General features: G+C 37.8%; 29 protein-coding genes and 1 riboswitch. Of the genes, 3 read left to right on the top strand and 26 right to left on the bottom strand.

Going from position 1 to position 26,561, the window contains the following annotated elements:
- Positions 1 to 65 precede the first annotated feature (65 nt).
- The 5 genes from ACW2QC_RS10970 to ACW2QC_RS10990 form a co-directional block, all read right to left on the bottom strand.
- Positions 66 to 380: a DMT family transporter gene (locus tag ACW2QC_RS10970; protein WP_457544041.1), complete on the bottom strand. Its 315-nt coding sequence runs from the start codon at positions 378 to 380 to the stop codon at positions 66 to 68.
- Positions 380 to 721: a DMT family transporter gene (locus ACW2QC_RS10975; protein WP_457544012.1), complete on the bottom strand. Its 342-nt coding sequence runs from the start codon at positions 719 to 721 to the stop codon at positions 380 to 382. Before ACW2QC_RS10975 ends, ACW2QC_RS10970 begins: the two co-directional genes overlap by 1 nt.
- A gap of 670 nt (positions 722 to 1,391) precedes the next feature.
- A riboswitch (guanidine-I (ykkC/yxkD leader) is annotated at positions 1,392 to 1,483 on the bottom strand.
- A gap of 32 nt (positions 1,484 to 1,515) precedes the next feature.
- Entirely contained in the window at positions 1,516 to 2,706 is a 1,191-nt protein-coding gene (locus ACW2QC_RS10980) for a hypothetical protein (protein ID WP_457544013.1), read from the bottom strand.
- On the bottom strand, positions 2,696 to 3,907 hold the full coding sequence (locus ACW2QC_RS10985) for a DUF58 domain-containing protein (RefSeq protein ID WP_457544014.1): 1,212 nt from the start codon (positions 3,905 to 3,907) through the stop codon (positions 2,696 to 2,698). Before ACW2QC_RS10985 ends, ACW2QC_RS10980 begins: the two co-directional genes overlap by 11 nt.
- A complete protein-coding gene (locus ACW2QC_RS10990) occupies positions 3,904 to 4,848 on the bottom strand; it encodes an AAA family ATPase (protein ID WP_457544015.1) in 945 nt (314 codons plus the stop codon). The genes ACW2QC_RS10985 and ACW2QC_RS10990 overlap by 4 nt, the downstream gene beginning before the upstream one ends.
- A 243-nt stretch (positions 4,849 to 5,091) precedes the next feature.
- On the opposite strand from ACW2QC_RS10990, the gene ACW2QC_RS10995 reads away from it, so the two are divergent.
- A complete protein-coding gene (locus ACW2QC_RS10995; protein WP_457544016.1) occupies positions 5,092 to 5,778 on the top strand; it encodes a DsbA family protein in 687 nt (228 codons plus the stop codon).
- A gap of 3 nt (positions 5,779 to 5,781) precedes the next feature.
- Complete coding sequence (locus ACW2QC_RS11000) at positions 5,782 to 6,210, top strand: disulfide oxidoreductase (RefSeq protein WP_457544017.1); 429 nt, start codon at positions 5,782 to 5,784, stop codon at positions 6,208 to 6,210.
- Between the two features lie 38 nt (positions 6,211 to 6,248).
- On the opposite strand, the gene ACW2QC_RS11005 is transcribed toward ACW2QC_RS11000, so the two are convergent.
- Positions 6,249 to 7,538 carry a hemolysin family protein gene (locus ACW2QC_RS11005; RefSeq protein WP_457544018.1) on the bottom strand — a complete coding sequence of 430 codons (1,290 nt, stop codon included), beginning with the start codon at positions 7,536 to 7,538 and terminating at the stop codon, positions 6,249 to 6,251.
- A 141-nt stretch (positions 7,539 to 7,679) separates the two neighbouring features.
- Between ACW2QC_RS11005 and ACW2QC_RS11010 the strand changes: the two genes are divergently transcribed.
- Positions 7,680 to 8,264 (top strand): YitT family protein, encoded by a 585-nt coding sequence (locus tag ACW2QC_RS11010; protein WP_457544019.1) that lies wholly within the window; start codon positions 7,680 to 7,682, stop codon positions 8,262 to 8,264.
- Positions 8,265 to 8,283: 19 nt separating this feature from the next.
- Here the strand turns inward: ACW2QC_RS11010 and ACW2QC_RS11015 are convergent, their stop codons facing one another.
- The 20 genes from ACW2QC_RS11015 to ACW2QC_RS11110 all read right to left on the bottom strand — a co-directional run.
- Positions 8,284 to 9,786 (bottom strand): BCCT family transporter, encoded by a 1,503-nt coding sequence (locus ACW2QC_RS11015; protein WP_457544020.1) that lies wholly within the window; start codon positions 9,784 to 9,786, stop codon positions 8,284 to 8,286.
- 717 nt (positions 9,787 to 10,503) lie between these two features.
- A complete protein-coding gene (locus ACW2QC_RS11020) occupies positions 10,504 to 11,091 on the bottom strand; it encodes a nitroreductase family protein (RefSeq protein WP_457544021.1) in 588 nt (195 codons plus the stop codon).
- A 192-nt stretch (positions 11,092 to 11,283) separates the two neighbouring features.
- Entirely contained in the window at positions 11,284 to 12,561 is a 1,278-nt protein-coding gene (gene aceA, locus ACW2QC_RS11025) for an isocitrate lyase (RefSeq protein WP_457544042.1), read from the bottom strand.
- Positions 12,561 to 14,156, bottom strand: coding sequence for a malate synthase A (gene aceB, locus ACW2QC_RS11030; protein ID WP_457544022.1), 1,596 nt, complete (start codon positions 14,154 to 14,156; stop codon positions 12,561 to 12,563). Before aceB ends, aceA begins: the two co-directional genes overlap by 1 nt.
- Before the next feature lie 408 nt (positions 14,157 to 14,564).
- A complete protein-coding gene (locus ACW2QC_RS11035) occupies positions 14,565 to 14,891 on the bottom strand; it encodes a PilZ domain-containing protein (RefSeq protein WP_457544023.1) in 327 nt (108 codons plus the stop codon).
- A gap of 255 nt (positions 14,892 to 15,146) precedes the next feature.
- Positions 15,147 to 16,364 (bottom strand): coiled-coil domain-containing protein, encoded by a 1,218-nt coding sequence (locus ACW2QC_RS11040; RefSeq protein WP_457544024.1) that lies wholly within the window; start codon positions 16,362 to 16,364, stop codon positions 15,147 to 15,149.
- 300 nt (positions 16,365 to 16,664) lie between these two features.
- Entirely contained in the window at positions 16,665 to 17,297 is a 633-nt protein-coding gene (locus ACW2QC_RS11045) for a response regulator (RefSeq protein WP_457544043.1), read from the bottom strand.
- Complete coding sequence (locus tag ACW2QC_RS11050) at positions 17,290 to 18,333, bottom strand: sensor histidine kinase (RefSeq protein WP_457544025.1); 1,044 nt, start codon at positions 18,331 to 18,333, stop codon at positions 17,290 to 17,292. The genes ACW2QC_RS11045 and ACW2QC_RS11050 overlap by 8 nt, the downstream gene beginning before the upstream one ends.
- Complete coding sequence (liaF, locus tag ACW2QC_RS11055) at positions 18,330 to 19,061, bottom strand: cell wall-active antibiotics response protein LiaF (protein ID WP_457544026.1); 732 nt, start codon at positions 19,059 to 19,061, stop codon at positions 18,330 to 18,332. Before liaF ends, ACW2QC_RS11050 begins: the two co-directional genes overlap by 4 nt.
- Before the next feature lie 104 nt (positions 19,062 to 19,165).
- Complete coding sequence (locus tag ACW2QC_RS11060; RefSeq protein WP_457544027.1) at positions 19,166 to 19,801, bottom strand: PspA/IM30 family protein; 636 nt, start codon at positions 19,799 to 19,801, stop codon at positions 19,166 to 19,168.
- A 42-nt stretch (positions 19,802 to 19,843) separates the two neighbouring features.
- Positions 19,844 to 20,197, bottom strand: coding sequence for a lmo0954 family membrane protein (locus ACW2QC_RS11065; RefSeq protein ID WP_457544028.1), 354 nt, complete (start codon positions 20,195 to 20,197; stop codon positions 19,844 to 19,846).
- A 252-nt stretch (positions 20,198 to 20,449) separates the two neighbouring features.
- Positions 20,450 to 21,457, bottom strand: coding sequence for an LLM class flavin-dependent oxidoreductase (locus tag ACW2QC_RS11070; protein ID WP_457544029.1), 1,008 nt, complete (start codon positions 21,455 to 21,457; stop codon positions 20,450 to 20,452).
- Between the two features lie 115 nt (positions 21,458 to 21,572).
- Positions 21,573 to 21,770 carry a hypothetical protein gene (locus tag ACW2QC_RS11075; RefSeq protein WP_457544030.1) on the bottom strand — a complete coding sequence of 66 codons (198 nt, stop codon included), beginning with the start codon at positions 21,768 to 21,770 and terminating at the stop codon, positions 21,573 to 21,575.
- 10 nt (positions 21,771 to 21,780) lie between these two features.
- The gene (locus ACW2QC_RS11080) at positions 21,781 to 22,188 is read right to left on the bottom strand and encodes a nucleotidyltransferase substrate binding protein (protein WP_457544031.1); all 408 of its coding nucleotides are present in this window, start codon (positions 22,186 to 22,188) and stop codon (positions 21,781 to 21,783) included.
- Entirely contained in the window at positions 22,143 to 22,487 is a 345-nt protein-coding gene (locus tag ACW2QC_RS11085) for a nucleotidyltransferase family protein (RefSeq protein WP_457544032.1), read from the bottom strand. Before ACW2QC_RS11085 ends, ACW2QC_RS11080 begins: the two co-directional genes overlap by 46 nt.
- A 204-nt stretch (positions 22,488 to 22,691) precedes the next feature.
- Positions 22,692 to 23,744 (bottom strand): M42 family metallopeptidase, encoded by a 1,053-nt coding sequence (locus tag ACW2QC_RS11090; RefSeq protein WP_457544033.1) that lies wholly within the window; start codon positions 23,742 to 23,744, stop codon positions 22,692 to 22,694.
- 79 nt (positions 23,745 to 23,823) lie between these two features.
- Positions 23,824 to 24,018 (bottom strand): DNA-binding anti-repressor SinI, encoded by a 195-nt coding sequence (sinI, locus tag ACW2QC_RS11095; RefSeq protein WP_457544034.1) that lies wholly within the window; start codon positions 24,016 to 24,018, stop codon positions 23,824 to 23,826.
- 146 nt (positions 24,019 to 24,164) lie between these two features.
- Positions 24,165 to 24,758: a TetR/AcrR family transcriptional regulator gene (locus ACW2QC_RS11100; protein ID WP_457544035.1), complete on the bottom strand. Its 594-nt coding sequence runs from the start codon at positions 24,756 to 24,758 to the stop codon at positions 24,165 to 24,167.
- 158 nt (positions 24,759 to 24,916) lie between these two features.
- Positions 24,917 to 25,570 carry a carboxymuconolactone decarboxylase family protein gene (locus tag ACW2QC_RS11105; RefSeq protein WP_457544036.1) on the bottom strand — a complete coding sequence of 218 codons (654 nt, stop codon included), beginning with the start codon at positions 25,568 to 25,570 and terminating at the stop codon, positions 24,917 to 24,919.
- Between the two features lie 79 nt (positions 25,571 to 25,649).
- Positions 25,650 to 26,561: alpha/beta hydrolase (locus ACW2QC_RS11110; protein ID WP_457544037.1), on the bottom strand; the 912-nt coding region annotated here is incomplete at its 5' end.

Raw genomic sequence — 26,561 nt, forward strand, 5'->3', positions numbered from 1 at the left:
ATCGGCACTCCTTTTAACAGTTGGTTAGTTATGTGTAGCCGAAATTACTTTATCTTAAACATATATTAAGAGATTAGCTTCAAACCTACTGCTGCGGAAAGAATCATACTAATAAATAAAATCCGGCGCCAGTCTTTTGACTCCCCATAAACAAACATGCCAACGAGTGCACTACCAATTGTTCCCATGCCTGTCCAAACTGCGTAGGCTGTACTCATTGGTAATGATTCCATAGCAACGGATAAAAAAATAAAACTCATACTAAATCCACCAATCAGTGTTATGAAGGCATTCCATCTCTTTCCTTTATTTACTTTATTGATTCCTGTTACACCAATAACTTCACCCACACCGGCAATCACCAAAAATAGCCATGCCATCATTCATGCTCACCTTCATTCTCCGGTTCTTCGGTAATCATTTTAAGGCCAATTACACCGCACAATAACAATAGAATTAAAAATACTTTCATACTACTAAACGGTTCACCAAATACAGTAAAATCAAAAATAACGGTTCCAGCAGTCCCCATTCCCGTGAATACCGCATAGGTCGTCCCTACTGGTAATTTTTTAGAAGCGACAATTAAAAAATGCATACTAGCATATATGGCAATCGCCGTTAGTATCCATGTTCCAACATTATAAGCATGTTTTAAACCAACAACCCAACCAATTTCAAACAAACCGGCAATAAACACCAAATTCCAATCCTGTTTCATTGTTACATACCTCCAATTCTGTTTTCACATTGTTTGTTGCTTTTCGATTTCGTAGTTGATGTAAACTGCGACGTAACTTTAGCGTGACTTTCACCCCTTCTATATAAGATGAGTGCTAATCCAGCGCTGCGGAAAAATACTCGCTTTCCATGGGGAACGCTTCAGCCTCCTCGGAAGAAAACCACTTCCTTTGGTGTCTTCAGACTGTTCCTTTTCCCATTGGAGTCTTGCATTTTTCCGCAGCTTGGAATAGCTTTCTGTTCAGGTGATAAGAACTCCTCGATACGTTAATTTTATGGGATATAACCACTTGATAATCAGAAAATCTCTACCAGCGTAGGCAGAATACGCAGACTCCTGCGGGAACAGCACGTGTCTGAAGACCCCGCAGCGGTGTTTTTTCCGCGAGGCAGGTTAAGTACGCGACGTCCTGTCGCAACACCTGCACTAGCACGTCCTGTGCGTCGAAGGCTGAAGCCGTGCCCGCGGAAAGCGAAGTATTCTGCCGAAGCGGAGTTCAAGCACAATCATCATTAGAACCGGAAAAAACGTCATGAAAGAGAATTTTCACTACTGCGCATTTTATATCTATTGTTACAAAAACAACAATTTCTTAGAAAACAACCTTAAGAAAATAAAATAAGCCCGGGACGATATCCATCTACAGATATCCTCCCGGGCTTTTGTCCCTCCGTGTACACGTTCGTGCGTTTTCTCTCGGACCAGACCAAATAAGTTTGCGGAACCCTAGAAAACCTCATATGAGTGTAGTATAACCTGCATCCAATTGAAAGTCAATCATGGCTGGAAAAATTCGCCTCCATCTCTTTTAGTTGAACTTTTAATTCAGCAACATCTTTTTCACTGACACGTTTCTCGCCATAGCGGACCCGTTGATAAACAGCAAGATCGGCATCTATTCCAACCCGTTTAAACCAATCTTCCACTGTTTCTGAAGCATTACGGCCATACCCATTTTTAACAGCATTTTCCTCAAATTGATATACCATTTTTCGAATGGGATGATGGGGTTTATTAAAATAACCTCCAAACAGCTTATTCATGAATGATTGTCCCTTTTGTCGATCATCGTCTAAATCACCATACGCAACCGCTTCTGTTACTCCCGTTTGATGTTGCACTAAAAACTGCTTTTTCAAATTACGGACGACTAGCAAAATCACAAATGCCGCAATTATAAGCGCAATCCCCCAATAGATAAAAGGTAACACTTTTTCTAAATAAGATGCATCTCCCTGCTCCATCTGGTTCAACTGTTCTTGCTGCTGACCCATTGGTGAGGAATCATCTGGCAATTCCACTTTATCAAAATCTAAAAATTGGAAGAGAAACGCAGACTTACTTGCTACTATTGCCGCAACGTAACTAAGTCCTTCACCGATTTTTATAAAAACAAAGCGACCTGTATCAAATAAAGAGAATATAATTACTGTTCCAGCTGCAAACACACTGAGAATAAGTAGCCACAATTTTTTATCAAACCGGCTTTCTTCTTTTGTGATGACAGTCAAATGACTACTAATATACCCAACTACCATCATTAAAAATTGCAAGAAAGTATACACAATAATTTGATAGTCATTTAGTAACAGCATAAATCCAGTACCTAACACTAACGTAATTCTTATATATGTATTTTCCCGCTCTAAAATCGTTTCACCACGTATATTAATGTAGCGCCAAGTTAAAACAGCAGGGAAAACAATACTTAAGCCGATTGGAAAACCACATACAATAAAAATTGCGATTAGACCTGGTGCCGTCAGGATATACGGCAAATAATTATTCATAAATCGTGTATAAACAGAAAAGAGAAAACAAATCCCGAAAACTAAAGCTAGATAAAGCCCGTATGGGACCCACTGATAATAATAGTTCATAAAAGGTAGGCATATAAAAAATAAAATGATGGCTTCGCTCATAAAATGATACGCATATGTTATAATTGGATGTTTATTTTGCATGATCAAACCCATCCTTTGCCCATTGGTTTATAAATGCACCATCTTCTGCTGATTCTACATGAAAGATATGCTTTTGCCTCCATTTATTGATAATCTGGTTTGCTTCAAATGGCAGTTCACCAATGATAATAATTGTTTTTGATTTGGAAAAATTCTGCCCAACACGAAATAACATTTGCGTAAACGGGACAACCATTGCCTGTGGATGAATGCGTGCTAACATCTCCAGTGCCTGTACATAGTGTGTCTTTCCTTCCCCTTCCGGCATGACTACATACGGCGTTTTACCAGGCTTTCGTGCATTAATCGCGATTTGATACGGAATTCCCTTTTCGGTCGCATATTGACATAAGTATGCAGTATATGCGAGTAATTTTTCCAAATCCTTATTCAGCTGTCCTGTATTACGTCCATGCTTGATCCCAATATTAACGATAAATACATAGGACATATCTACAACCCTATCATAAACATTCGTTTGCAACTCCTGCGTTTTAGCACTTGCCTTCCAGTTAATCCGGTGGAATGGGTCACTATAGCTATACGCTCTTGTTCCACGAGGGCTTTGCACATCTTCAAATGGGGAGAAGTTCGTCTGTTGTGAGCCTGGTGTCACGTAAGATAATAATTCTAATCCGTTTACTGGAAGCGGCTTTGGGAAAACAACATATTCCATATAAAAAAACGGATTGTATTTTAATGTCACTGTATCAAAATTGAATAAATGAGGAAATCTATATTGGATATTTTTCACCCTTGATGTTCCCCGTTTCTCCGCTTGAATCGGCAGTGTTATCGTAACTTTTCCTTTACCAATTACAGATAATGGCATGTGAAATTGATTCCAATACTTACTAGTTGCTTCAACATATTTTGTTGCTTGAATGGCTGGTTCTGTTTGAAACTGAAATTCCCCATTAACGATTGGAAAAATGGAACGGTTTTGAAATTCAAAGGTCATCTTTGTTTCATCACCCGGAAATAGACGTATCACTTGCCGTTTGTTATTTAATTCCAATTTTTCACCAATTTTTTTACCATACCATTTGTTTAACACGAGAAAAGCAGTAAACAAGCCAACTAACAGAAACAGTACTGGCTTCTTAAAGAAGAAACTAATCGCAATCAACACAACTATTGCTGCTAACAAATAGTCATTATTTTTACTATTTGTCGAGCCGAATTCCTTTTGCCACATCATGTTTGATCGACTCCAACTTCAACAGGAACTTCTACTTCGGCAATGATCTCTTCCACAACCTGTAGGGGGGTCTTTTTAATTGAGCCTTCCATCGATAAAATGAGACGATGTTCGAACACATACGGGACTAATACTTTTACATCATCTGGACTGACATAATCCCTGGAGTGTATAAATGCCCGAGCCTGTGCTGCCCGCATAAAAGCAAGTGTCCCCCGCGGGCTAATTCCTAGTTCGACATCAGCATGGTCACGAGAATGCTGTACTAATGCTAACAAATAATCAGCTACCACCTCTGATACAGTTACATGCTTTATTTCTTCTTGCAATGAACCAATCTCTTCTAATGACAAGGATGCTTCCAGCTTTTCAAAAGGATCATTTGCCCGGTATGTATGTAGAATACGTTTTTCTTCTTCGTTCGTTGGATAACCTAAATCAATTTTAAATAAGAAACGATCCAGTTGTGCTTCAGGTAATGGAAATGTACCATAATTGCTTTCCACCGGATTTTGCGTCGCAATAACTAGAAATGGTGTATTTACTTGTACAGTTTCCCCATCAATCGTTGTTTGATATTCTTCCATTACTTCCAATAGACTTGACTGTGTTTTGGGAGTAGCACGGTTAATTTCATCGGCCAGTAAAATATTTGTCACAACTGGTCCGACACGTAATTCAAATTCTTGTGTTTTAGGATTAAAGAAACGAATCCCCGTGACATCACTCGGTAAAACATCCGGGGTAAATTGCACCCGACTAAATTCTCCATCTATCACCTTTGCAAAACTTTTCGCCAGTTTGGTTTTACCCGTACCAGGAACACTTTCAAGTAAAACATGCCCCTGTGCAAGCAAGGCAATAACTAATAAATCAATAACCTCTTCTTTCCCAAAAATTACGCCGTTTAAATTCTTTTTCGCTTGATTTAATTTTTCCATTCATCTGTCAACCTTTCAAAATTTAGATAATTACTACTATTATTGCATATTTTTTATCAGATAAAAAGATTTATTGGGACAAAGATCCTGGCCACGTGTCCCAGTAGACATCGTATAGATAGTTTGTTACTGTCATATTAGTCAAACCTAGTTTGTGATAATTGTTTGAACAAAATATCATTAAGTCAACTTTGGCGAGTTTTAATGATAAAATAAACATTAACAATAATGTGAGGTGTTTCAATGAATAGTAAAAAATCGCCATTTAAATTTATTGTAATTATAACGTTAATTATTATTGCAATAATCGTTGCTTTAATTGTCCTCAGCAACCAAAATTCTGACTCTGATACAGAGGAAGGCAAACCATCTGATAACCAGCCATCAATTGAGGGACAGCCTACATATGGAGACACAGATGCTCCCGTTTCAATTGTTGAATTCGGAGACTTCATGTGCCCCGCTTGTAAGATTTGGGGAGAAAACTTTTTCCCGCAAGTAGTTAGTGATTATGTTGATACAGGGAAGGCAAAAATTTCATTTGTAAATGTATTATTTCACGGTGCACAATCAGAGTTAGGTTCATTGGCTGCTGAATCTGTTTATAAACAAAATCCGGATGCATATTGGGATTTCCATCACGCACTTTTCAACGAACAACCAAGTGAAAACCATGATAGTGAATGGTTAACACAAGAGAAAATAATGGAAGTGGCAAAGGATATTCCGGAGATCGATACAAAACAATTAAAAGAGGGTATGGATAATGAATCAGCAATGGATGAGGTTAACAGAGACACCAAATTAGTAAATAAATTTGATGTTAAACTTACACCATCAATCATGGTCAATGGGACAACCATTGAAGATCCGTTTGATTATGATGAAATTAAAAATGCAATTGAAAATGCGTTAGAAGAAGGTAAATAAGATATGAGCAAAGCTGATTTTAAACAGTATTCCCTTTATTTTGCTTGGATCGTTTCTATCGTTGCAACACTTGGAAGCCTTTATTTCAGTGAAATTCGCGGTTTTATCCCCTGTGAACTTTGTTGGTATCAACGAATTCTTATGTATCCCTTAACATTGATACTAGGGATCGGTACTTTTCAAAATGATCACTCTGTCAAAAAATATGTACTCCCACTCGCGATCATTGGCTGGTTTACTTCACTCTTTCACTATTTGGAGCAAAAAGTTCCGGGGTTTGCAAAAATCAAACCATGTGCAGATGGCGTTCCATGTAGTTCTGAGTATATTAATTGGCTTGGCTTTATGACCATACCTTTATTAGCATTTGTAGCATTTACGTTCATCATTGTACTAATGCTGTTCATAAAGTCACCAAATAAAGTCAAATAATAACGAAGGTGCATTTCATAAATTGAAATGCACCTTTTTTACTTGTTACCTTTGACGATCCTTACTTTTTTAATCTGATAGCCTTCTATTTCTTCAACAATAAATTGATACCCACCATATTCAATCACTGTACCTTGTTTTGCATCCAAATTGTTCGTAATAATCCAGCCGCCAATTGTATCAACTTCATCATCTTCTAAGTCAGTACCAAATAAATCATTAATTTCATCTAACAATACTTTTCCCGCAACGATTGTCTCCTTGTCATTGATCTTTTCAACCATTGGCTTCTCATTAAAATCAAACTCATCACGAATTTCACCAACAATTTCCTCTAATATATCTTCAACCGTTACTAACCCAGCCGTTCCACCATACTCATCAATGACGATTGCCATATGAATCCGTTCCTTTTGCATTTTAATAAGAACCTGTTTTATCGGGGTTGTCTCTGATACATGGATAATAGGCCGAATTAAAGGAACAATGGATTCTTCTTTATTGTTAAGATGATTTGTAAAAAGCTCCTTAATATTTACTAATCCTACTACATGGTCTTTATCCCCCTCAACAACAGGATATCTTGTGTATTGTCCCTCTTGAACAACAGTGATATTTTCCTTAACATCACTATCCTTAAAAAAACAAATCATTTCTGTCCTGGGCACCATAATTTCTTTAGCTACTCGATCATCAAATTCAAATACATTATTAACATACATCATCTCAGCTTGATTAATTTCGCCACTCTTATAACTTTCCGATAGTATGAGCCGTAATTCTTCTTCGGATAGGGCTACTTCACTTTCACTTACTGGTCGAAAACCAAACATACGAATGAATAAACGAGAAGAACTGTTAAGTAGCCAAATAAATGGAAACAACACTTTATAAAACAATATCAGTGGTTTCGCGAGTGTCAATGTAACAGCTTCTGCACGTTGGATTGCAATAGACTTTGGCGCCAATTCACCAACAACAACATTTAGAAAAGTGATGATAAAAAATGCGATGGCAAACGATAGAAACGATGATACAGCAGTATTCAATTCTAATTTTTCAAAGATCGGTTTTATCAAAGTTTGAACTGTCGGCTCACCTAACCAACCTAGCCCTAATGCCGTAACCGTTATCCCTAATTGTGTAGCAGATAAATACGCGTCTAAATTGTCAATGATTTTCTTTGCGTGTTCTGCATTTTTATTCCCTTCTGCAATTAATTGATCTATTCTTGTTGCCCGAACCTTGACAATAGAAAATTCAGTCGCTACAAAAAAAGCAGTTAAGACAATTAAAATTATAATTAGAATTACATTAATGATTTCCAATGTGTTTCCCTGCATTCTATTTGCAGGTATTCACCTCCTCTTAAACTAAACATCTACACAACATCACGGATAATTCACCTTTTTAAAACATATCTTTTAATAAGAAGCAATTGGACAAGTATAAGTAGGTGATTGTTCCGTATGATTCAAAAAATAATTTCCATCATTTCTGGCAGCATTTTTGTAGCAATTGGTATCAATTATTTTCTCATCCCTAACCATTTGTTAGATGGCGGTATTATTGGCCTGGGGCTAATCTCCAAGTATACTTTAGGATTAAAACCAGGATTAACGATTATCGTTTTGAGCCTCCCTTTGTATATCATTGCTTGGTTTCGTTATCGTACTTATTTTTACAACGGGTTGCATGGATTATTAGTCTCATCATTTTTTATTGATTATTTTCACCCATTATCGCAAATGCATACAGCACCAATTTTAATTAGCTCACTATTTGGGGGATTGATGATTGGAACAGGAATAGGGATCATGATGCTAACAAAAACAAGCACTGGTGGAACAGATTTATTAGCTTTAATGCTAGCCAAACTAACATCACTTAACGTTGGTATTTTTATTCTTCTAATGGACAGTTTAGTTATCTTGTTTGGATGGATCGTCATTCAGGAGGCAACAATTACATATTCGGCAATTCTTGTTTTCATGGTTGGGCTAACGACTTATGTTATTACAAGTTGTTTTACCTTTGAAGAGGAAAGCAGCTAACTGAGTTAGCTGCTTTTTATTATTTATCTTCTTTTTTGCTACTGTGATCTTTCTTAAGCATTCGAATGAAGGCTACTAGAATTAGCAGCAGTATCACTGTAAATGGCAGAGCTGAAATGAGTGATGCTGTTTGTAAAGCATCCAATCCACCAGCAAGCAGTAACACAACGGCAATCGCTGTAATAAGTACTCCCCATATGATCTTAACGAATAAAGCTGGATTTAGGCTTCCTTTTGATGTCATACTGCCTAAAATATAAGTTGCTGAATCTGCAGATGTAACTAAAAATGTAAAGATCAAAAATAACGATAAGATGGACAGCACATTTGTGAATGGCATATTACCAAATGTTTGGAATAACGCAACAGCCATATCTTTATCCACCGCTTCAGCAATTTGTGTGCCATTATTTAAATCACTAAAAATCGCTGTTCCGCCAAATGCAGCGATCCACAGACAAGCGATCACTGGCGGGACAATCAACACACCAAACACAAATTCGCGAATCGTTCTTCCTTTTGAAACACGAGCAACAAACGCACCTACAAATGGTGACCAAGCAATAGCCCAAGCCCAGTAAAAAATTGTCCAATCACGAACCCATGTCCCACCTTGATAAGGTGTCAATCGCAAACTGTACTGGACAAAATTGGTTAGATAATCACCCAAGCCTAAGACAAACGTATTCAGTATAAATACAGTAGGTCCGGCAAAAAAGACAAATACAAGCAACAAAAGACATAGCCCCAAATTTAAGTTACTGAGCCATTTAATTCCTTTATTTAAACCCGTACTTGAAGATAATAAATACGTAATTAACATGACACCGGCAATCACAATTTGAATCCAAATTGAGTTTGGTACATCAAATACAGTGTGAAGGCCACCATTCATTTGCAAAATACCTAATCCCAATGATGTCGCAACCCCCATTACTGTTGCGATAACTGCTAGGGAATCTATGGTATTGCTTACACCCCTGTTCTTACCAACGACCGGTTTAATTGAAGTAGAAATTAGCCCCTTCTTCTCTTTTTTAAATTGCAAGAAAGCAATAATTAAACCAACAATCGCAAACACGGACCATTGACTTACGCCCCAGTGAAAAAAGGCATACCCCATTGCGACTCTTGCCGCTTCTTCTGTCTGAGCCTCTAAGCCTGGAAATGGCGTCTTAAAGAAATGACTCATTGGTTCGGCAACTCCCCAGAAAACAAGTCCTGCACCGAAGCCAGCTGAAAATAACATTCCAATCCAGGTAAAGAAAGGATATTCTGGTCGAGAACTCTGTGGTCCCAAGCGAATTTTCCCATATTTACTGATAGAGATCCCTACTAAAAATAAAACAAAAATAAATACTGCCAACAAGTAAAACCAGCCAAAATTTATCGTTGTGAAATTAAAAAGTCTTTCCGCTACAGCACCAAATTTTTCCGGCACTATTGCCCCAATAATAACTAAGAGCAAAACAATAATTGCGGATACAAAAAATACGGGATTTTTATATGTGTGTTTTTTCATTACAAGTCCTTTCCAATGCTGAATTTTTTATTCTATGTATGAGTAGTTACAGTTTAACATATAAAATGTACCCGCTTTCAAGTCAGATAAAACATATTTTATGAAAAAAATAGAATTTTATGCGGTATATTGCTGATAAATACGCCTGCGATTCCTGTTAAATAAAGGCTGTTTTCTGCACAATATATATAAAATGCGATGTAACTGCTGGGATCTTTTTCTATAACCCGCCGTCCGGGATCGCTCCGGGTGGATGCTTTCCGCGTCAGCATCCCCGAGAAAACCACTCTGCGGAGTCTTCGGACACGTACTGTTCCCGCAGGACAAGGAAGGCTTCGTCAGCGATGCATCGCACGAAGAAAAAATGCTTTTCTTTTTCGAGGAGTCACTACCCTCCACTCACCCGGACTAGTGAAGTGGTAGGATACTTATAGAACACTTTCCACTACAGCTAATGTTAGTAAATGCAATACCAGTGGAGGAAATACACGTAGACTCCAGCGGGAGGAAAGGCCTAGGTGAGACCCCGCAGAGCGGCAGCTCGAGGAGGCTCAGCAGCCGCCCGCGGAAAGCGTAGTGTATTTCCGGAACGGCGGAATAGCAATTTTGTAGTTACGTCGCATTATATATCAACTACGGAATTTAAAAAACAACAAACGTTACAAAAAGAGACTAAATAAACAAAAGATGACTTCCAAATTAGAAGTCATCTTTTGTTTATTCTCCCCGAAACGTACCTTCAAACATAAATTCTTCAACCTCATTACGATTTGAAGGTTTTTCTCGTTCTTGAAATTGTTCAAGTAATAAATCCTTTTCCCCTTTATATCCTAAAGCAACAATTGCATGAACGGCATAATTTTCAGGGATATTTAAAACTTCTTTTGCTTTATCACGATCAAATCCACCCATAGCATGTGTAGCTAGACCTTTTCTTGCTGCTTCCAATGCCAAGTAACCCCAAGCAGCTCCTGTGTCAAATGCATGGGTAGGATTGTCTCCCCCAGTAAATTCGGAATCCGTTTTTGATACAACAGCTACTAATACTGGTGCTTTGTCACACCATGCAACATTACCTTCATATATAAACGAAAGGAATTTTTCCCGATATTCTTGTGAACGTGCGGTAATAAACCGCCATGGTTGAATATTTGCTGCTGATGGTGCCCACCGTGCCGCTTCAAAGACACTATGAAGAACATCGCGAGGTACCTCCCTGTTTAAAAAGGATCTTGGCGACCAACGTTTTACAAAAATTGGATCGATATCGTGTGATGCTTTACGAAACTCTTTTACCTCGTACATGATGACGCCTCCTAATCTCTCTACTGTTATAAGGAATAAGTTCCGAAGCAATTATACATGCTTTGCTTACTTTTTAAAACCCTTTTACTTAATATAACTGTCTTATTAAGTATATTTCATCCAGCATCCTGTACTAGCACCAAAAAGCGCATGATTTCTAAGAAACCATACGCTTTAAAAGTATATTCCAAATTAACGTGTAAACTGTTCTTCCTCCGTTGATCCTTTTAATGCACCCGTCGATGATGTTCCTCCTGATATCACTTGGGCAACTTCATCAAAATAACCTGTCCCAACCTCACGTTGGTGACGTGTTGCACTATAACCATATTGTTCACTCGCAAACTCTGCTTGTTGTAATTTCGAATAGGCAGCCATCCCATTATCCTTATAATCTCTAGCTAACTCAAACATGCTATGATTCAATGCATGGAATCCTGCTAACGTAACGAACTGAAATTTGTAGCCCATTTTTCCGAGTTCCTGCTGAAACGCGGCAATTTCATCATTCGACAGTTTCCGTTTCCAATTAAAAGATGGTGAACAATTATATGCTAACAATTTTGCTGGATATTTTTCATGAATCGCATCCGCAAATTTTTGTGCTTCCTGTAAATTAGGTTCTGAGGTCTCACACCATACAAGATCAGCATAAGGCGCATAAGCAATTCCACGACTGATTGCTTGATCAATTCCAGCATTTGTTTTATAAAATCCTTCAGCAGTGCGTTCACCGGTCATAAAGGCTGTGTCATATGGATCAACATCACTGGTTATCAAATTAGCAGCATTGGCATCGGTTCTCGCCACAATTAATGTTGAAGTTCCCATCACATCGGCTGCAAACCGTGCTGCAATTAAATTTCGTACAGCCGTTTGTGTAGGTAGTAAAACTTTACCACCTAAATGACCACATTTTTTCTCCGAAGAAAGCTGATCTTCAAAGTGAACGGCAGATGCACCAGCTTCGATCATTGCCTTCATTAATTCAAAAACATTCAATTGACCACCGAATCCCGCTTCCGCATCTGCGACAATTGGAGCAAACCAATCAGTTTCTTCATTTCCTTCAGCATACTGAATCTGATCCGCACGATGTAATGCTTGGTTAATACGTTTCACAACATTTGGGACACTATTTACCGGGTATAAACTCTGATCAGGATACATTTGTCCTGCCAAATTCGCATCAGCCGCAACTTGCCAACCACTCAAATAAATAGCTTTTAATCCCGCTTTTACCTGCTGTACCGCTTGATTACCTGTCAATGCTCCCAGTGCATTGACAAATTCTTCCTCATTCACTAATTTCCACAGCTTTTCTGCTCCATTTTTTGCTAATGTATGCTCTATATCAATCGATCCCCGCAAACGAATAACATCTTCTGCAGAATATGGGCGTTCAACTCCAACCCAACGCATTTCATTTTCCCAATTATTTTTCAGCCGATTAATTCTAGTTTGTTCCATCATTCATTTCCCCCTCTAATTAAATTTTCATATGCAGGTATGGTTAAAAACTCAGCGAAACTCTTTTGGTGTATTAAATCATCAAACAGTTTAGCTGCTTGATTCATGTTCTTTATATCATCTGTATTTTGTTGGATTTTAGCTAGCTCTTCTTTTGTAATTTGTTCAACAAGGTCATACGTTATATTTCGTCCATCTTCCAAAATACCCTTAGGATGTCGCACCCATTGCCAGACTTGAGCACGGGAAATCTCCGCTGTTGCTGCATCTTCCATTAAATTATTTAGTGGAACAGCCCCCCTACCTTGTAGCCATGCAGCAATATACTGGATGGCTACATTGATATTTGTCCGCAAGCCTTTCTCGGTAATCTTTCCTTTAGGGATCTCCAGCAAATCTTCTTGTATAACTTTTACATCCTCCCGTTTCATAAAAATTTGATTGGAGGTTGGCATTTGCTGATCAAAAATTTCCCTTACTATGTCAACCATTCCCGGATGTGCTACCCATGTTCCATCATGGCCATCTTTTGCCTCACGTTCCTTATCTGATCGAACTTTTTGAAAAGCCTCCTGATTTGCCTCATCATCGTTCTTAACTGGAATTTGCGCAGCCATCCCACCGATTGCTGAAGCATTCCGTTTATGACACGTTTGAATAGCCAGTAATGAATATGCTCGCATAAAAGGGGTTTCCATTGTGACCACCGACCTGTCTGGCAATATCACTTCAGGGTGCTGCTGAAACTTCTTTATATAACTAAAAATATAGTCCCACCGCCCACAATTTAGGCCTGCAGCGTGGTCTTGCAACTCATACAAAATTTCATCCATTTCAAATGCAGCTGTTATAGTTTCAATTAATACAGTGGCTTTAATTGTTCCTTGAGAAATTCCAAGTTCATTCTGGGCAAAAATAAAGACATCATTCCATAGACGTGCTTCTAAATGATTCTCTATTTTGGGCAAATAAAAATATGGTCCTGTTCTACGTTCCAACAACTCTTTTACATTATGAAAAAAATAAAGGCCAAAATCTACTAAGCTAGCTGATAACGAATTACCGTTAATCGTGATGTTTTTTTCTTCAAGATGCCACCCTCTAGGACGAACAATAATAACAGCTGTTTGCTCGTTCAATGAATACTGTTTTCCGTTGTCACCTTGAAAATCAATTTGACGGCGAATCGCATCCTTTAAATTAATTTGTCCATTTATCACATTCATCCATGTAGGTGATGTGGCGTCCTCAAAGTCGGCCATAAATGTTTTTGCTCCCGAGTTAAGTGCATTAATAATCATTTTCCGATCAACTGGTCCGGTTATCTCTACACGACGATCCTGTAAATCTTTAGGGATTGGTGCAACCGACCAATCCGCATTTCGAATGTTTTCTGTTTCTGCTAAAAAACACAGTTGCTTACCCTTATTTAAATTTTCCTGTATTTGCTCCCTTATCGCTAATAGGCTTTTTCGTCGTTCATCAAAATGGTGATGCAACTTTTCAAGAAAAGTCAGCGCTTCATCCGTTAAAATTTCATCATACCCTGTCTTTAATTCACCTTTAATTTGAATTTCTCCATTCTTTATTAACATAAAATGTACATCCTCTCTTGTTATAAAACAAATAACGTTTATTTATTGTGTTATATAACATAATATGCAAAAAAATTAATCCTCTTCCTTTTTTGATAAACAATAATCACACTCAAGCAAATAATTTTTGGCATTAACTGGTTTTCCACATTCCTGACATTTAACATAAGAAGTTGTTTTATTCATCATTATCACCACCTTTTTATATAACAGATTTAATAATTATTATTTTGTTATATTACAGTCTATTCTGTTTTTGAGAAGATTGCAACCCCTATTTTCAAAAAACTAAAATATTTTAAAAAGGGAGATTCATAATACTGTAACATCAAACAAGTTGTAATACATTTTCAGAAAAAAAATAAGAGGTACATATGCAATGTACCTCTTATATAAAAAACAAATATTCTATTCATTGTCTTTTGGCTTTCCTAATTGCTTCAAATCATCAATTAGTTCGTCTTGTACTTGCCCATCCAAAGCAAACTGAATCCCATAATTGTATTCATCAAGATGTGCTTTACTCCAAATTATTTCTCCTTGTACCAAATATTCATTGTCATTTAACGTAAACCGAATTAACACCTTAATATCGCTTTCGTTGGACATTGCTAACGTTGTAGATAATTTCATACCATTTAAGCTAAGATCGACAATGTTTGCCTCTCCTTCATATGATTCAACACTATCTCCATTGACTTCATCAATTGTGAAAAATGCCTTTATAGGGCTCAAAATTCATAACGGAAAGCTTCATCTCGTTTATATCGCATAGAAAAAAACACCTTCAAAATAGATTAATAATAAAATGAACTGCTGTTGACTTATCGTAGAAAGAATTCTGAAGTTTTCTAGTCATTGGGCGTAGGAGTTGGACATGGTTCGTTCTGCCTGAAAACAAATTAGGATCAACCTTACCTTTGAAAAATCGTGCTCACAAACGTAGGCGGATGATTTCTGCTGAAACCACCCGCCTACATTTTTTTCCACTTATTTAACTCTTCTTACATGACCAGAGAAGTGCTTACTCCAATAAGGATTTGACATGCTTTCAACAGCTACACCTGATGAACTTTGTGACCCGATAAATTTACCGCCACCAACATAAATCCCAACATGTCCATTTGTTTTATACGTATTAAAGAATACTAAATCGCCTGGTTGAATGTTGCTATATGATACCTTTGATCCCGTACCAGATAATGCTGAAGTAGTTGCAGGAAGTGATTTTCCTGCTTGAGAATATGCCCACGAAACAAATCCAGAGCAGTCAAATCTACCATTTCGAATATCACTTGCAGTACGTCCACCGCCAAACACATAGACAGAATTACCGATGTATTTGTAGCCAGCACTTATAGCTGCGCCAACATTTCCGCTTGGTGCCGGTGCTGATTTGGTTGAGCTTGAATTCGTTAGAGTTGCAGAACCATTATCACTAGACCCCACTACTGCGTTATCATTAGATTCCATGCTTTCGCGAATATCTGCTTCTAATGCGGCAAGGTTACTATCCTTGCTTTGTAAATGTGACTTCATTTCTTTTAGTTCTGCTTCTTTATCTTTTAATTCTTGTTTTGCTGCTTCATTCTGTTCCTTTTGTTCTAAAATTGTATCCTGGATAGCTTCTTGTTCCGATTTCATATCGGTTAATTCAGTTAGCTTTTCCTTTACAGAATCTTGTTTTTTCTCTACTGCTTTTTTATCTTCTTCCTGTTGCTCCATTAAATCAGCGTCAGCGTCGGATATTGTAGAAACTGCTGAGGCACGCGTAATGAAATCACCAAAACTTTTGGATCCGAAAAGAACTTCCAAATATTTAATGTCTCCACCGTTTTTTTGGTATGCTACAATCCGATCTTTCATAATTTCATAGCGTTCAGCAATTTTATCTTCTAGTTTCTCTATTTCGTTTTCTAGGCTATTTACCTCTTTTTTCGTACTTTTAATTTTGTCCTCTGTTTTTTCCATTTGTTTTTTATTTTCAGCTAATGCATCATCAACTCTAGCAATTTTTGCATTCAAATTCTCCAACTCTACTAAAACATCGGCGATTTTAGATTCTGCATCAGATAGATTTGCTTTAATATCTGCCCGTTCGTCCTGAATTTGCTGTACTGACTTTTCAGCGTGTGCCGTATTACTAAAAAACGCACTAGTCAAACCGACCACTGCAACAGTAGTCATTGTCGCTATCTTATTCTTCAACTTCTTTTCCCCGCTTCCCTATCACTACCGCAAATCTCTATGTATTAAAATTCCTTCTTAAGCAGTAATGTGATTTTTTTATATTTAATCTATGTAATTTATTATCTTAACTAATTCGTAGTATATCATCTTAAAATGACAATCATGTAATATGAATATTACATTTATGTTTCAATTGTGACGTTAACCCCCTTTTTTCGTTACATTTTTCACTTTTTCTAACAAAAAAGTCTACCAATAAATAAATGGTAGACGATAAACGAGTACATACATGGGTAATTTCACCTAAGTAATAAGCAGTTATTTTACGAGGTCATGTTTAAACGCATAAATAACTGCTTGTGTTCTATCTTGAACATCAAGTTTTCCAAGGATATTGCTTACGTGCACTTTCACCGTTTTCAAAGCAATAAATAGCTGATCGGCAATTTCCTGATTGGTTTTCCCATCGGCAATATGCAAAAGGATTTCCATTTCTCGATCGGTTAATTGACTATGCGGTTCATCAGCAGGTTTTTCGCGCATTCTTGTCATGATTTTCCCGGTAACTTCTGGTTCCAAGATGGATTGCCCTTGATATGTTGAGCGAATCGCTTTGGCAATTTCATTCGCCTTTGATGTTTTTAACATATAACTTGTTGCTCCAGCTTCCAGCGCAGGATACACTTTCTCATCATCAAGAAAGCTAGTAACAATAATAATTTTGGCTTCGGGCCATTTGTCGATAATCTGTTTAGTCGCCTCGATACCATCCATTTTTTTCATCACAAGGTCCATTAAAATAATATCTGGTTTTAACTCTAATGCTTTTTGAACTGCAGTACCGCCATCATCAGCCTCTGCCACAACTTCAATATCAGGTTGTGCAGAAAGATAAGCGGATACACCGATTCGAACCATTTCATGATCATCAGCAAACAATACGTTAATCATCATTCTCATCCTCTTTCTTTACTAACGGTACTTTGACTTCCAACCGTGTCCCTTGATCTGGCAGGCTGATGACTTTTAATGTTCCACCTACCTCATATGCCCGCTCGCTCATATTTTGCAGGCCATAAGAACTAGCTCGAGCTTTTTCTACATCAAAACCAATACCATTGTCGACGACTCGTAAAATAATTGTGTCATCCCGTTCAATTAACATCACACTTAGTGTAGTAGCTTTCGCATGCCTCAATGTGTTAGATACAGACTCTTGAAGAATCCGGAACAACTGATCTTCAATTCCTTTGGCAACATTGAATGATTCTACCTTCCAATCAATCTCCATTGGAACCTTTTGGGTAAGTTCAACTAATAGTTCTTCGACACCTTCTTGCAATGATTTTCCTTTTAATGCAGCTGGTCTTAGATGAAGAAGCAATGCGCGCATTTCAAGCTGGGACTGATGGATCATTTTTTCGACCATTTGCAGTTGGTGTTTAAGTGTGTCATCTTTTGGCGGGTTCGATTCATTGATCGCAGACATCATCATGGATACAGCGAACAATTGCTGACTGACAGAATCATGTAACTCACGAGCCAGTCGATTTCGCTCTTGAATAACAACTTCTTGCAAACTTTTTTCTCGTTCGTTTGCTCGCTCGGTTGCCAAGCTTTGCTTCACTTCTGCTTGCTCATGAAACTTCTGTTGCAATTGTCCCAACTGATTTTGAATTGCAGCGAATTCTTGGTGTGATTCCTCAACGATCGTAATTTTTTGTTCCTTCACCAATTCAGTTAACTGTCGTTCAAGATCGTGCAGTCTTTGTCGCAAACTCCAACCATTTACTATACCGATGATTGCACCAGTAATAACAGGGACAATCACAACTAGGAATAAAAACGGAATATCCACTATATTTCGTTCTAGCAAATCCGACCAATCATCTAGCGGAAAGGCAACAAAAAAGATAATTGCTACCATAACAGTAATAAATAAACACAACATAACTGCTCTTACGGCATGCTTTGTTATCATCTTCATATCCGTTTCACCTCGATATCACCGGATAATAAAGAAGTAATAATTTTGACACGTGGATATGTGGTATCATAGCTTTCCGTTTTGTAGGAAAGAGTCTGGTTCATTAAATGCCAATGATGCTCACCAAGAATATGTGCTCGACCAAAGATGGAACTATGATGAATACTAACTTCCACTTCATATGGTATATAAATCTCAATATTTCCGACGAGATGGCGAATAGAAATTACTGCCGTATCATCAGGTAACACGGTATTGCTTAAATCAATCACCCGATCACCAAATGCACCATGGATGTTTATATCATTCCAGTAGTACGCATGTTCAGCAGTCTTTTGATCACCAAAAGCACGGTGATCAAATAATGGTTCCAATTGAATTAAGGCCTCCGGATTTGATGCATGCTGCCCAGAAATGGAAGGTACAATTCGTTCAGATTCTTTTTTTGATTTCGAATAGTCAAGAATGAACAAAATAATTCCAGCTATAAGCAAGAACCGGACAGCTAACATGTTCAGTACAGAAAATACTAAACCTATCACACCAATCCAAAAAAAGCATTTACCCCATAACCGAAAAAAATTCTTCCAACCAATATATATAAGAAAAGAAAAAAACAGAGCAGAAAAGATCATGCCGCCATGAAAAAAGGCAATTTCAACAATAAAGAGGATCACCCCGACAATCATAATCCAGTTCAGTGTATCCGTTGATAATCTGTGAAACAAAAAGGTGACCCCCTTTCTATGTAATAAACAGACGCAAGAAGCCTCACGTCTGCCTTAGTATATCATGTTTTTATCTAAATCTGGAGCATGGGAACGTTCTCAAGTTAGTTCGCCTTTTCTTGATCCTGCATTTCTTTTTCGAGACGGGCAATTTTACTATCAAATGTGCTGCGGTAATAAGAGCTGTTCACCTTATACTCTAAACCTTCAATATAGTTTTCTAACTCAGCAAAACGAGAATATGGTTTATCAGACGTTTCTTCCATCACTTTATTCATTTGATGGTTAGCATGAGCAACATTTTCACGTCCCATTAGTTCCATACGACGTAAGTGCATGTCCTTTAATTTATGTTTCATTTCTTCATATTTTTGTTCTAAATCCTCAAGTTGATCTACCGCTTCCTGTCTCAGCGTTTTCATTCGATCTGCACGTGCTTGATATTCTTCTTGTTCTTTCAGTGCAAATTGATGCATTTGTTCCTCGCCAGCTTTATCAGCAATAGCAGCCTGTTTCAATCGTTTATCAGCAAGGTCTTGTGCCTTGTGATATTCTCTTGTAAATTCATCTTTAAGTTTATACTGCCTTTCAATTAGCCTTCTTACCTTTTCTTTCTCTTGTTCGCTTTGGCGCAAATATTGATTTAATGCGGCAACTGGGTTCTTCTGTTCCTTTTGATCTAATAGATTGTGAAGATCTGCTGAAATTGAATCTTTAATCCGAGTGAATAAATTTGCCATGTAAATCGCTCCTTTTTCATATTGATATAGTGCTACGTTCTTTTAATTATTCAATTCTGCCCACTGTCTTTCAAAATTTGTAAATGGATCATCATCCACTACTGTTTGTTGTTTCAGGTTATGATCATCTTTTCGCCAGTTTCGGAAAATTAGATACAGAACATATGCTGCTGCAACACCGATTACGGCATAAATATTGGACAAGCCTATACCAAGTACAAAAAGTCCTGCAACAATCCAGGCAATTTTTCCAACTGTTGAATCACTTTTCATAAACTGTTTAAAGATCACATACAGTAACCAAATGCTGACACCAAGTAGAATCATGGGACCTAATGTTGCCAGTAATACTAGCACCGCAACGAGTCCACCTACAAACAATAAAAATTTATTCATTCATTTCTGCCTCCTTTCGTTATCTTGTTTCTATCATACCTAGTAAATGAAAAAACGATAATGAGCCTAAGCTATATTTTGCAGTAGGTCTTGAGTCGTATATTGGACTAGTACTAGCTGAACAAAAAATAACGAACCCATCAAAAGACGAGTTCGCCATTTTTTTAATTTGATTAAGTTCCTACACGATGAAGAATGCTGAAGCGGATTACGAAAATTTCAACGGTTAATTCACTCTTAACAACAAATATATTACATTCTATCTTTCATTATTTCCTCGGCAATTAATTTATATGACATTCTTCTTGCCACGTGGTCATGCGTTATCGTAACAATCATAAATTCATCTACCTGATATGCCTGCTGCAGGTTCTCAAGTTGCTGTTTCACTTCTGTTGGATTCCCGATAATCATTTTTTCTTTGGCTTTATCAACCATCTCTGCCTCTTCGTCTGAAAATGAATAGTTTAGCGCATCCTCAACAGAAGGCACTCCATCGTTTCCTTCTCCTTTAGCACGAAGAACATTCCACAATAAGCTGCTCATGACAATTTCTTCGGCTTCTTTTGTTGTCTCCGCACAAATAACTGTTATAGTTACGATAACCTTTGGTGTTAATGCCGAATGTTTTTGCTTGAACAATTCCTTATAATTGTCAACAATTGCTGGCCCATCTTGATCACTCATGAAGTGACCAAATGTATAAGCCATTCCTTTCTCAGCTGCTAAAATAGCGCTTTTCCCACTTGTACCGAGCATCCATGGTTCTGGTGAAACCTCCGGAATTGGTGTTGGTTTAATTTTCGCATACATGTGATCTTTCGGGAAATTATGATGTATAAAACGCAACAAATCATCAAGTTTTTCTGGAACTTTTCGCACTTGTTCTAAAAAATTATCAGACAGTGCCATTGTAACTTCGGCGGATCCACCTGGTGCTCGCCCAATCCCCAAATCAATACGGTCAGGAAATAAAGTTGCCAGCAAATTATAAGTCTCTGCTACTCTGAACGGTTTATAGTGTGGCAATAATACCGCACCAGCACCAATCCTGATTTTTTCCGTTTTTGCAGCAATAATCCCAATCATAACATCGGGGGTTGGGCATGCTAAACCAGACATATCATGATGTTCCGCAATCCAGTAGCGCGTATAACCCAATCTGTCCCCAAGTTGTGCAAGGTTTATTGAATCCTCAAGCGTTTCTTGAGCTGTTTTTCCGGATGCAATTGGTGCTTGATCTAAAATGCTAAGTTTCATAAATATACCTACTTCCCACTTCAAGTGTATATTAAGACTAATTATAACCTTACCCCTACAGGAAACAAAATGACTTACCCAAACGCAAACGGCAAGTCATCTCGTCCTCACACCCTTATATACCCTGACTTAATACAAAAACTCCAAGACCAATAACAAATATTGAAGCTGCCATTTTACAAATCCAAAATGGTACCTTTAATTGTCCTAGACCAACATATATGTGATTAAAACGATATTTGACCGATCTAAAGAAAGCCGTTATACCTCTGAAAATCAAGATAATCCCCAGTATATAAACGAAAAAAGCCATAGGATCCCTCCTATTCAGTATCTATGTGAATCCTATTATGAATACGCTGCATCCAGTTACACAACAGCTGATAATATTGAGGAAGCATTCCCGAAATTTCAATTGATAAATCCTCATTATATGTATGCACGGTTAAATTACGGTGATCGACCATCCGTAAACCAAGAACAGTTTCGTCTTCACTAAAGACACCAACTTCCCGAAAAGAACGAATAACACCCTTTGGCGAACCAATGTCCAGGCCCTCAACATTATACAAATATTGTTTACCTGCTCTCCAACATGCTTCAAAACTAAATTCGAAGCGCTGAATTGCTGCATCGCGTTCAATAGCGGAAGGGCCTTCAATTTTAACCACCTCATTGAATGTCCTCAAGGCTTTGTTTGCGACTTGAATTCGTTCGAGTAACCTTTCCATTTTATCCCCTCCTTTTTAATTCTATTAATAAGATCCCGATCTGCCTTTGATAAATCGACTAAATCAACACGATATGGAAGGGTTGATTCTTCTATTCTTTCACGGAGTTCAACCCACTTTATTATCGGAATTTCTTCCGGTGATTGAATTGCAACATCAATATCAGAAGTTCTTTTCTCTTCCTTCCGAGCCCATGAGCCAAAAAGATACACATCAGCCGGGATATCCCTTAATGTTGTAACAATTATATTTTTTAGATGCAACAATATCTGATCCCTACTTTGCTGATAAAAGGTCATGGTAATCACCATCCAGTATTTTTTTACTATTGTATCATATTCGATCTGTTTAATTAACGTTCGGCCCGCGACATATAACTGGTACTTATTCTGTGCTTCCGCTTTTATCTATTTATTCTATTCAAGTAATATAAACGAAATGGTATAAACAAAAAGACGAATCCACCCCAAATAAGTAGGTTCGCCTTTTTCAAAGTTAATTCCTTAATACTTCATATCTGAAAGCACATAACGGTACAATAATTGTTCCGTATAGTCTAAAGATGTTTCATGCGTCCTTTCATATGCATGGGAGGAGTCAATACCTGGGCCGATAAGTCCATGAACAATATCATGACCAGCTTTGATCGCCGCCGATGCATCTGATCCATAGTACGGATAAATATCCAATTTATAGCCGATGTTATTTGACTCCGCCAACTCTACAAGATGTTTACGCAACCCAAAATGATACGGCCCACTAGCATCTTTCGCACAAATGGAAACGGTGTATTCATCGGTTGATTGACCATCACCCATGGCACCCATATCAACCGCTAAATATTCGACCGTTTCAGGTGTTATGTTAGAGTTACCACCATAGCCTATTTCCTCATTGTTTGAGATTAGGAAATGTGTCGTATATGGAAGTGTCACACTTTCCTCTTTTAACCGCTTGATCAATTGCAACAAAATCCCGACACTAGCTTTGTCATCCAAATGACGAGATTTAATGAACCCGTTATCGGCAAGCTGAACGCGTGGATCAAATGACACAAAATCCCCGACTCCAATGCCAAGTTCGCGAATATCCTCAGCATTTTCCACCTTCGCATCAATTCGAACTTCCATGTTTTCCTGATTACGTTTAGCGTCTCCAGCATTTTTGTAAACATGAACAGATGTTTGATGCATTAAGATGGTTCCAGTAAAAACTTTACCGCTTGATGTATGGATCTCACAATACTCGCCCTCAATCGCGTTATATTTGAATCCGCCAATTAGGTCCAGACGAAGCCGACCATTATCCTTTACTTCCTTCACCATCGCACCTAATGTATCGACGTGTGCAGTTAACATGCGATGTTCCTTATCATTTTCCCCAGGTAATGTCGCGATTAAGCCACCTTTATGATTACGTTTGGTTTCCACTCGTAGATCTTGTAAAAAATTATCGACATGCTGAATCACTTTTTCCGTATAGCCTGAGGGACTTGGGATCGATACTAACTGTTTAATAATTTCTTTTGTTTCGTTTATTTTTGGATATGTACTCATTATGATTACTCCTCTCAAAATATCATCAATACTGATATTTTACCGCTAATGTCTAAGAAAAAAAAGAATTTACTGAGATTTACCTGATCTCCTTTTCTTCACTACTATATTTGTCTAATAATGAACGATTCCTTTGTGTTTTTTGTATGCTTTGCTGTTTTCGAATAAACTTCCTAACTTCATCTTGAGTAAGCCCAATCTGTTTCGCTATTAGGATTAAGGACACCCAATCATCATCAATCAGTTTCGTTTTTGCTTCCCCCATCACTTCCATTATTTAATCAGCTCCCTATATATTTTTAACAACGACAAGGAACACGCAATTGAGTTAAACTGTTCAATGGCTTTGAAGAGGATAAGAATTTCTCTGATCAATTTTTTTGCTCCGTGCCGTACGCGTAGTTCAATCCAACGAAATACTTATTGATGATGCAGGCCGTACAATAAAAGATTGACAATTTCATCTGCAAGCCTTTCTGGAGTTTTTAACCCACATAACAGTTTAGTAACCGTGAACCGTTCGATAATCCCCATAATACTATCTGCTACTATATCCATATCAATGTCTGTACGAAAATAACCATCCTGTTGCTCGGCGATAAGGTTCATCTCTATTTGATCGGATAATTGTTGCTTTATTTTTTCTGCTTCAGGTGCGACAAATAATCCAATCTGCGTTAAATTTGGATTTCCTTTAAAAAACTGAAATATAGCTGTTAGTTTTCCTTTTATATTTTCAGGAAAAGAAGTCAAACTAACACCGGATTCAATTCGACTTTGTTTTACGAGATTGGATAGCTCAATTCGAAACAAATTTACCAGTTCCTGAAATATTTCCTCTTTTCCTTTGAAATATAAATAAAAAGTTGGCTGAGTTAACGCCGCCCGTTTCACAATGGTGCTAACCTTTGTTTCATAATATCCGTTATGTGCAAATTCTTCTGCTGCAATTTCCAATAATTGCTTTCGACTTTGCTCTCCATTTGCACCTTTTTTTCTTCCACGTTTACCCATTTTACTGACAACTCCAACTAAGATGTTAAATTATATTACTCATGAGTATTATCTGATACTTTTGAATCTTAGTCAAGGTAAATTCTTAGAAAAGTTAAAAAAGGCCTCCATAAGTGGGGGCCTTTTTTAACTTTCAGGTATTTATTTTTAAATCATACTTATTCTCCATAGCTTTGAATCATATTAGCTATATGGGCGTATGATCCGCCAGCTAGTAACGCGGATGCAACCAATACAGCTTCTGAAAGCTCTTCATCAGTTGCGCCGGCTTTATCGGCATTTTTGGTATGAACATCAATACAATATGGACATAACGTAGCATGTCCAACAGCTACTGCGAGGATTTCTTTAAATTTGGCACTTAATTTTCCTTCCTTCATGGCTGCAGCACTGAAATTCGAATACCCCTTAAAAGCGTCTGGTGCACTTTTTCCTAATTGACCAAGTTTTTTTAAATTTGATCTTGCATAAAGTGTGTCAGCTGCTTCCGAATCTTTGGCATTATGCATATTCGTACTATGGGTTACTGCTCCGCCAGCTTCTACTCCGGAAACGACAAATACAGCTTCCACCAATTCCTCAAGCGAAGCACCTGCTTTTTTAGCACTGCGCGTATGCGAATCAATACAATATGGACATTGCGTTACATGTGCAATCGCTACGGCAATAATTTCTTTCTCTTTTTTCGATAGAGCTCCATCTTGAAAAACGCCATCATTATATTCGGAAAAGGCCTTCATCTGTTCAGGAGCCAAATCTTTTAACTGACTTAAATTTTTCATGTATTCTTTTTGATATAGAATAGTCGACATTGCTACCACCCTTTCTTTACATATCACTATTCCCTTCCATTTTAAAAGAAAACATCCATAAGTTAATTTGTCGCAGTTTTTATTTGGATGATGCAAAAGCTTTTTCCAGATTTCTCGCCCCATCTTCAAGAGCATCTTTAGCTTCTGGAACAAATCCGGCAAAGTTAGCAAATCCGTGGATCAAATCTTCATAGTTGTTATACACGACGTTTACCCCATTTGCTTCTAGCTGTTCTGCATAAGCCTTTCCTACATCACGTAACGGATCATACTGGGCGGTCAAAACAGTAGCTGACGGCAAACCGCTTAAATCATGATAAAGAATCGGTGAAGCATATGGATGAAGCATGTCGTCATCATCATTAAAATAATGTTTTCTAAACCACTGCATAGATTCTGCAGTTAAAAAATATCCTTCTGCATTTTCTTTTAATGAAGGCGGCTCCTCTTTAAAGCCTGTTGACGGATACAAAAGCAACTGATAGCATATTTCTGGTGTTTTCCGTTCTTTTGCAATGATACAGGCAACTGCTGCAAGGTTGCCACCAGCACTATCCCCTCCAACAGCAATCCGACTTCGATCAATCGCAAATTCATCTGCGTGTTCTGCAATCCATTCCAGCGAATCATAAGCATCGTCTACTGCAGCAGGAAATTTGGATTCTGGAGCTAAACGATAGTCTACCGAAATAACGACACACGTTGCTGTATTTGCGAGGAATCGGCAAACAGCATCATGACTTTCTAAATCGCCCAAAACCCAACCACCGCCATGGTAATAAACCAGGCCAGGGTATGGGGCTGTCCCTTTATCTGGAGTGTAAACACGTACAGGGATATCTCGTCCTTCTAATTTTAAAACCCGATCCTCAACCTTTTTAACCGGTTCTTCCAGTTGCGGAAGATTTTTTATTGACTCTTTTTCCATTGCTCGATAAGCTTCCGGTGTTATCTCATCCAATGGTGTTTTAGGAAGCGCATTCAATTTGTC

The organism is Virgibacillus sp. FSP13 (assembly GCF_054048505.1).

Coding starts and splice junctions, on each gene's coding strand:
- ACW2QC_RS10970 (WP_457544041.1), bottom strand. CDS start 380: ATGGCATGGCTATTTTTGGTGATTGCCGGTGTGGGTGAAGTTATTGGT.
- ACW2QC_RS10975 (WP_457544012.1), bottom strand. CDS start 721: ATGAAACAGGATTGGAATTTGGTGTTTATTGCCGGTTTGTTTGAAATT.
- ACW2QC_RS10980 (WP_457544013.1), bottom strand. CDS start 2,706: ATGCAAAATAAACATCCAATTATAACATATGCGTATCATTTTATGAGC.
- ACW2QC_RS10985 (WP_457544014.1), bottom strand. CDS start 3,907: ATGATGTGGCAAAAGGAATTCGGCTCGACAAATAGTAAAAATAATGAC.
- ACW2QC_RS10990 (WP_457544015.1), bottom strand. CDS start 4,848: ATGGAAAAATTAAATCAAGCGAAAAAGAATTTAAACGGCGTAATTTTT.
- ACW2QC_RS10995 (WP_457544016.1), top strand. CDS start 5,092: ATGAATAGTAAAAAATCGCCATTTAAATTTATTGTAATTATAACGTTA.
- ACW2QC_RS11000 (WP_457544017.1), top strand. CDS start 5,782: ATGAGCAAAGCTGATTTTAAACAGTATTCCCTTTATTTTGCTTGGATC.
- ACW2QC_RS11010 (WP_457544019.1), top strand. CDS start 7,680: ATGATTCAAAAAATAATTTCCATCATTTCTGGCAGCATTTTTGTAGCA.
- ACW2QC_RS11015 (WP_457544020.1), bottom strand. CDS start 9,786: ATGAAAAAACACACATATAAAAATCCCGTATTTTTTGTATCCGCAATT.
- ACW2QC_RS11020 (WP_457544021.1), bottom strand. CDS start 11,091: ATGTACGAGGTAAAAGAGTTTCGTAAAGCATCACACGATATCGATCCA.
- aceA (WP_457544042.1), bottom strand. CDS start 12,561: ATGGAACAAACTAGAATTAATCGGCTGAAAAATAATTGGGAAAATGAA.
- aceB (WP_457544022.1), bottom strand. CDS start 14,156: ATGTTAATAAAGAATGGAGAAATTCAAATTAAAGGTGAATTAAAGACA.
- ACW2QC_RS11045 (WP_457544043.1), bottom strand. CDS start 17,297: ATGATTAACGTATTGTTTGCTGATGATCATGAAATGGTTCGAATCGGT.
- ACW2QC_RS11050 (WP_457544025.1), bottom strand. CDS start 18,333: ATGAAGATGATAACAAAGCATGCCGTAAGAGCAGTTATGTTGTGTTTA.
- ACW2QC_RS11060 (WP_457544027.1), bottom strand. CDS start 19,801: ATGGCAAATTTATTCACTCGGATTAAAGATTCAATTTCAGCAGATCTT.
- ACW2QC_RS11065 (WP_457544028.1), bottom strand. CDS start 20,197: ATGAATAAATTTTTATTGTTTGTAGGTGGACTCGTTGCGGTGCTAGTA.
- ACW2QC_RS11070 (WP_457544029.1), bottom strand. CDS start 21,457: ATGAAACTTAGCATTTTAGATCAAGCACCAATTGCATCCGGAAAAACA.
- ACW2QC_RS11075 (WP_457544030.1), bottom strand. CDS start 21,770: ATGGCTTTTTTCGTTTATATACTGGGGATTATCTTGATTTTCAGAGGT.
- ACW2QC_RS11080 (WP_457544031.1), bottom strand. CDS start 22,188: ATGGAAAGGTTACTCGAACGAATTCAAGTCGCAAACAAAGCCTTGAGG.
- ACW2QC_RS11085 (WP_457544032.1), bottom strand. CDS start 22,487: ATGACCTTTTATCAGCAAAGTAGGGATCAGATATTGTTGCATCTAAAA.
- ACW2QC_RS11090 (WP_457544033.1), bottom strand. CDS start 23,744: ATGAGTACATATCCAAAAATAAACGAAACAAAAGAAATTATTAAACAG.
- sinI (WP_457544034.1), bottom strand. CDS start 24,018: ATGGAAGTGATGGGGGAAGCAAAAACGAAACTGATTGATGATGATTGG.
- ACW2QC_RS11100 (WP_457544035.1), bottom strand. CDS start 24,758: ATGGGTAAACGTGGAAGAAAAAAAGGTGCAAATGGAGAGCAAAGTCGA.
- ACW2QC_RS11105 (WP_457544036.1), bottom strand. CDS start 25,570: ATGTCGACTATTCTATATCAAAAAGAATACATGAAAAATTTAAGTCAG.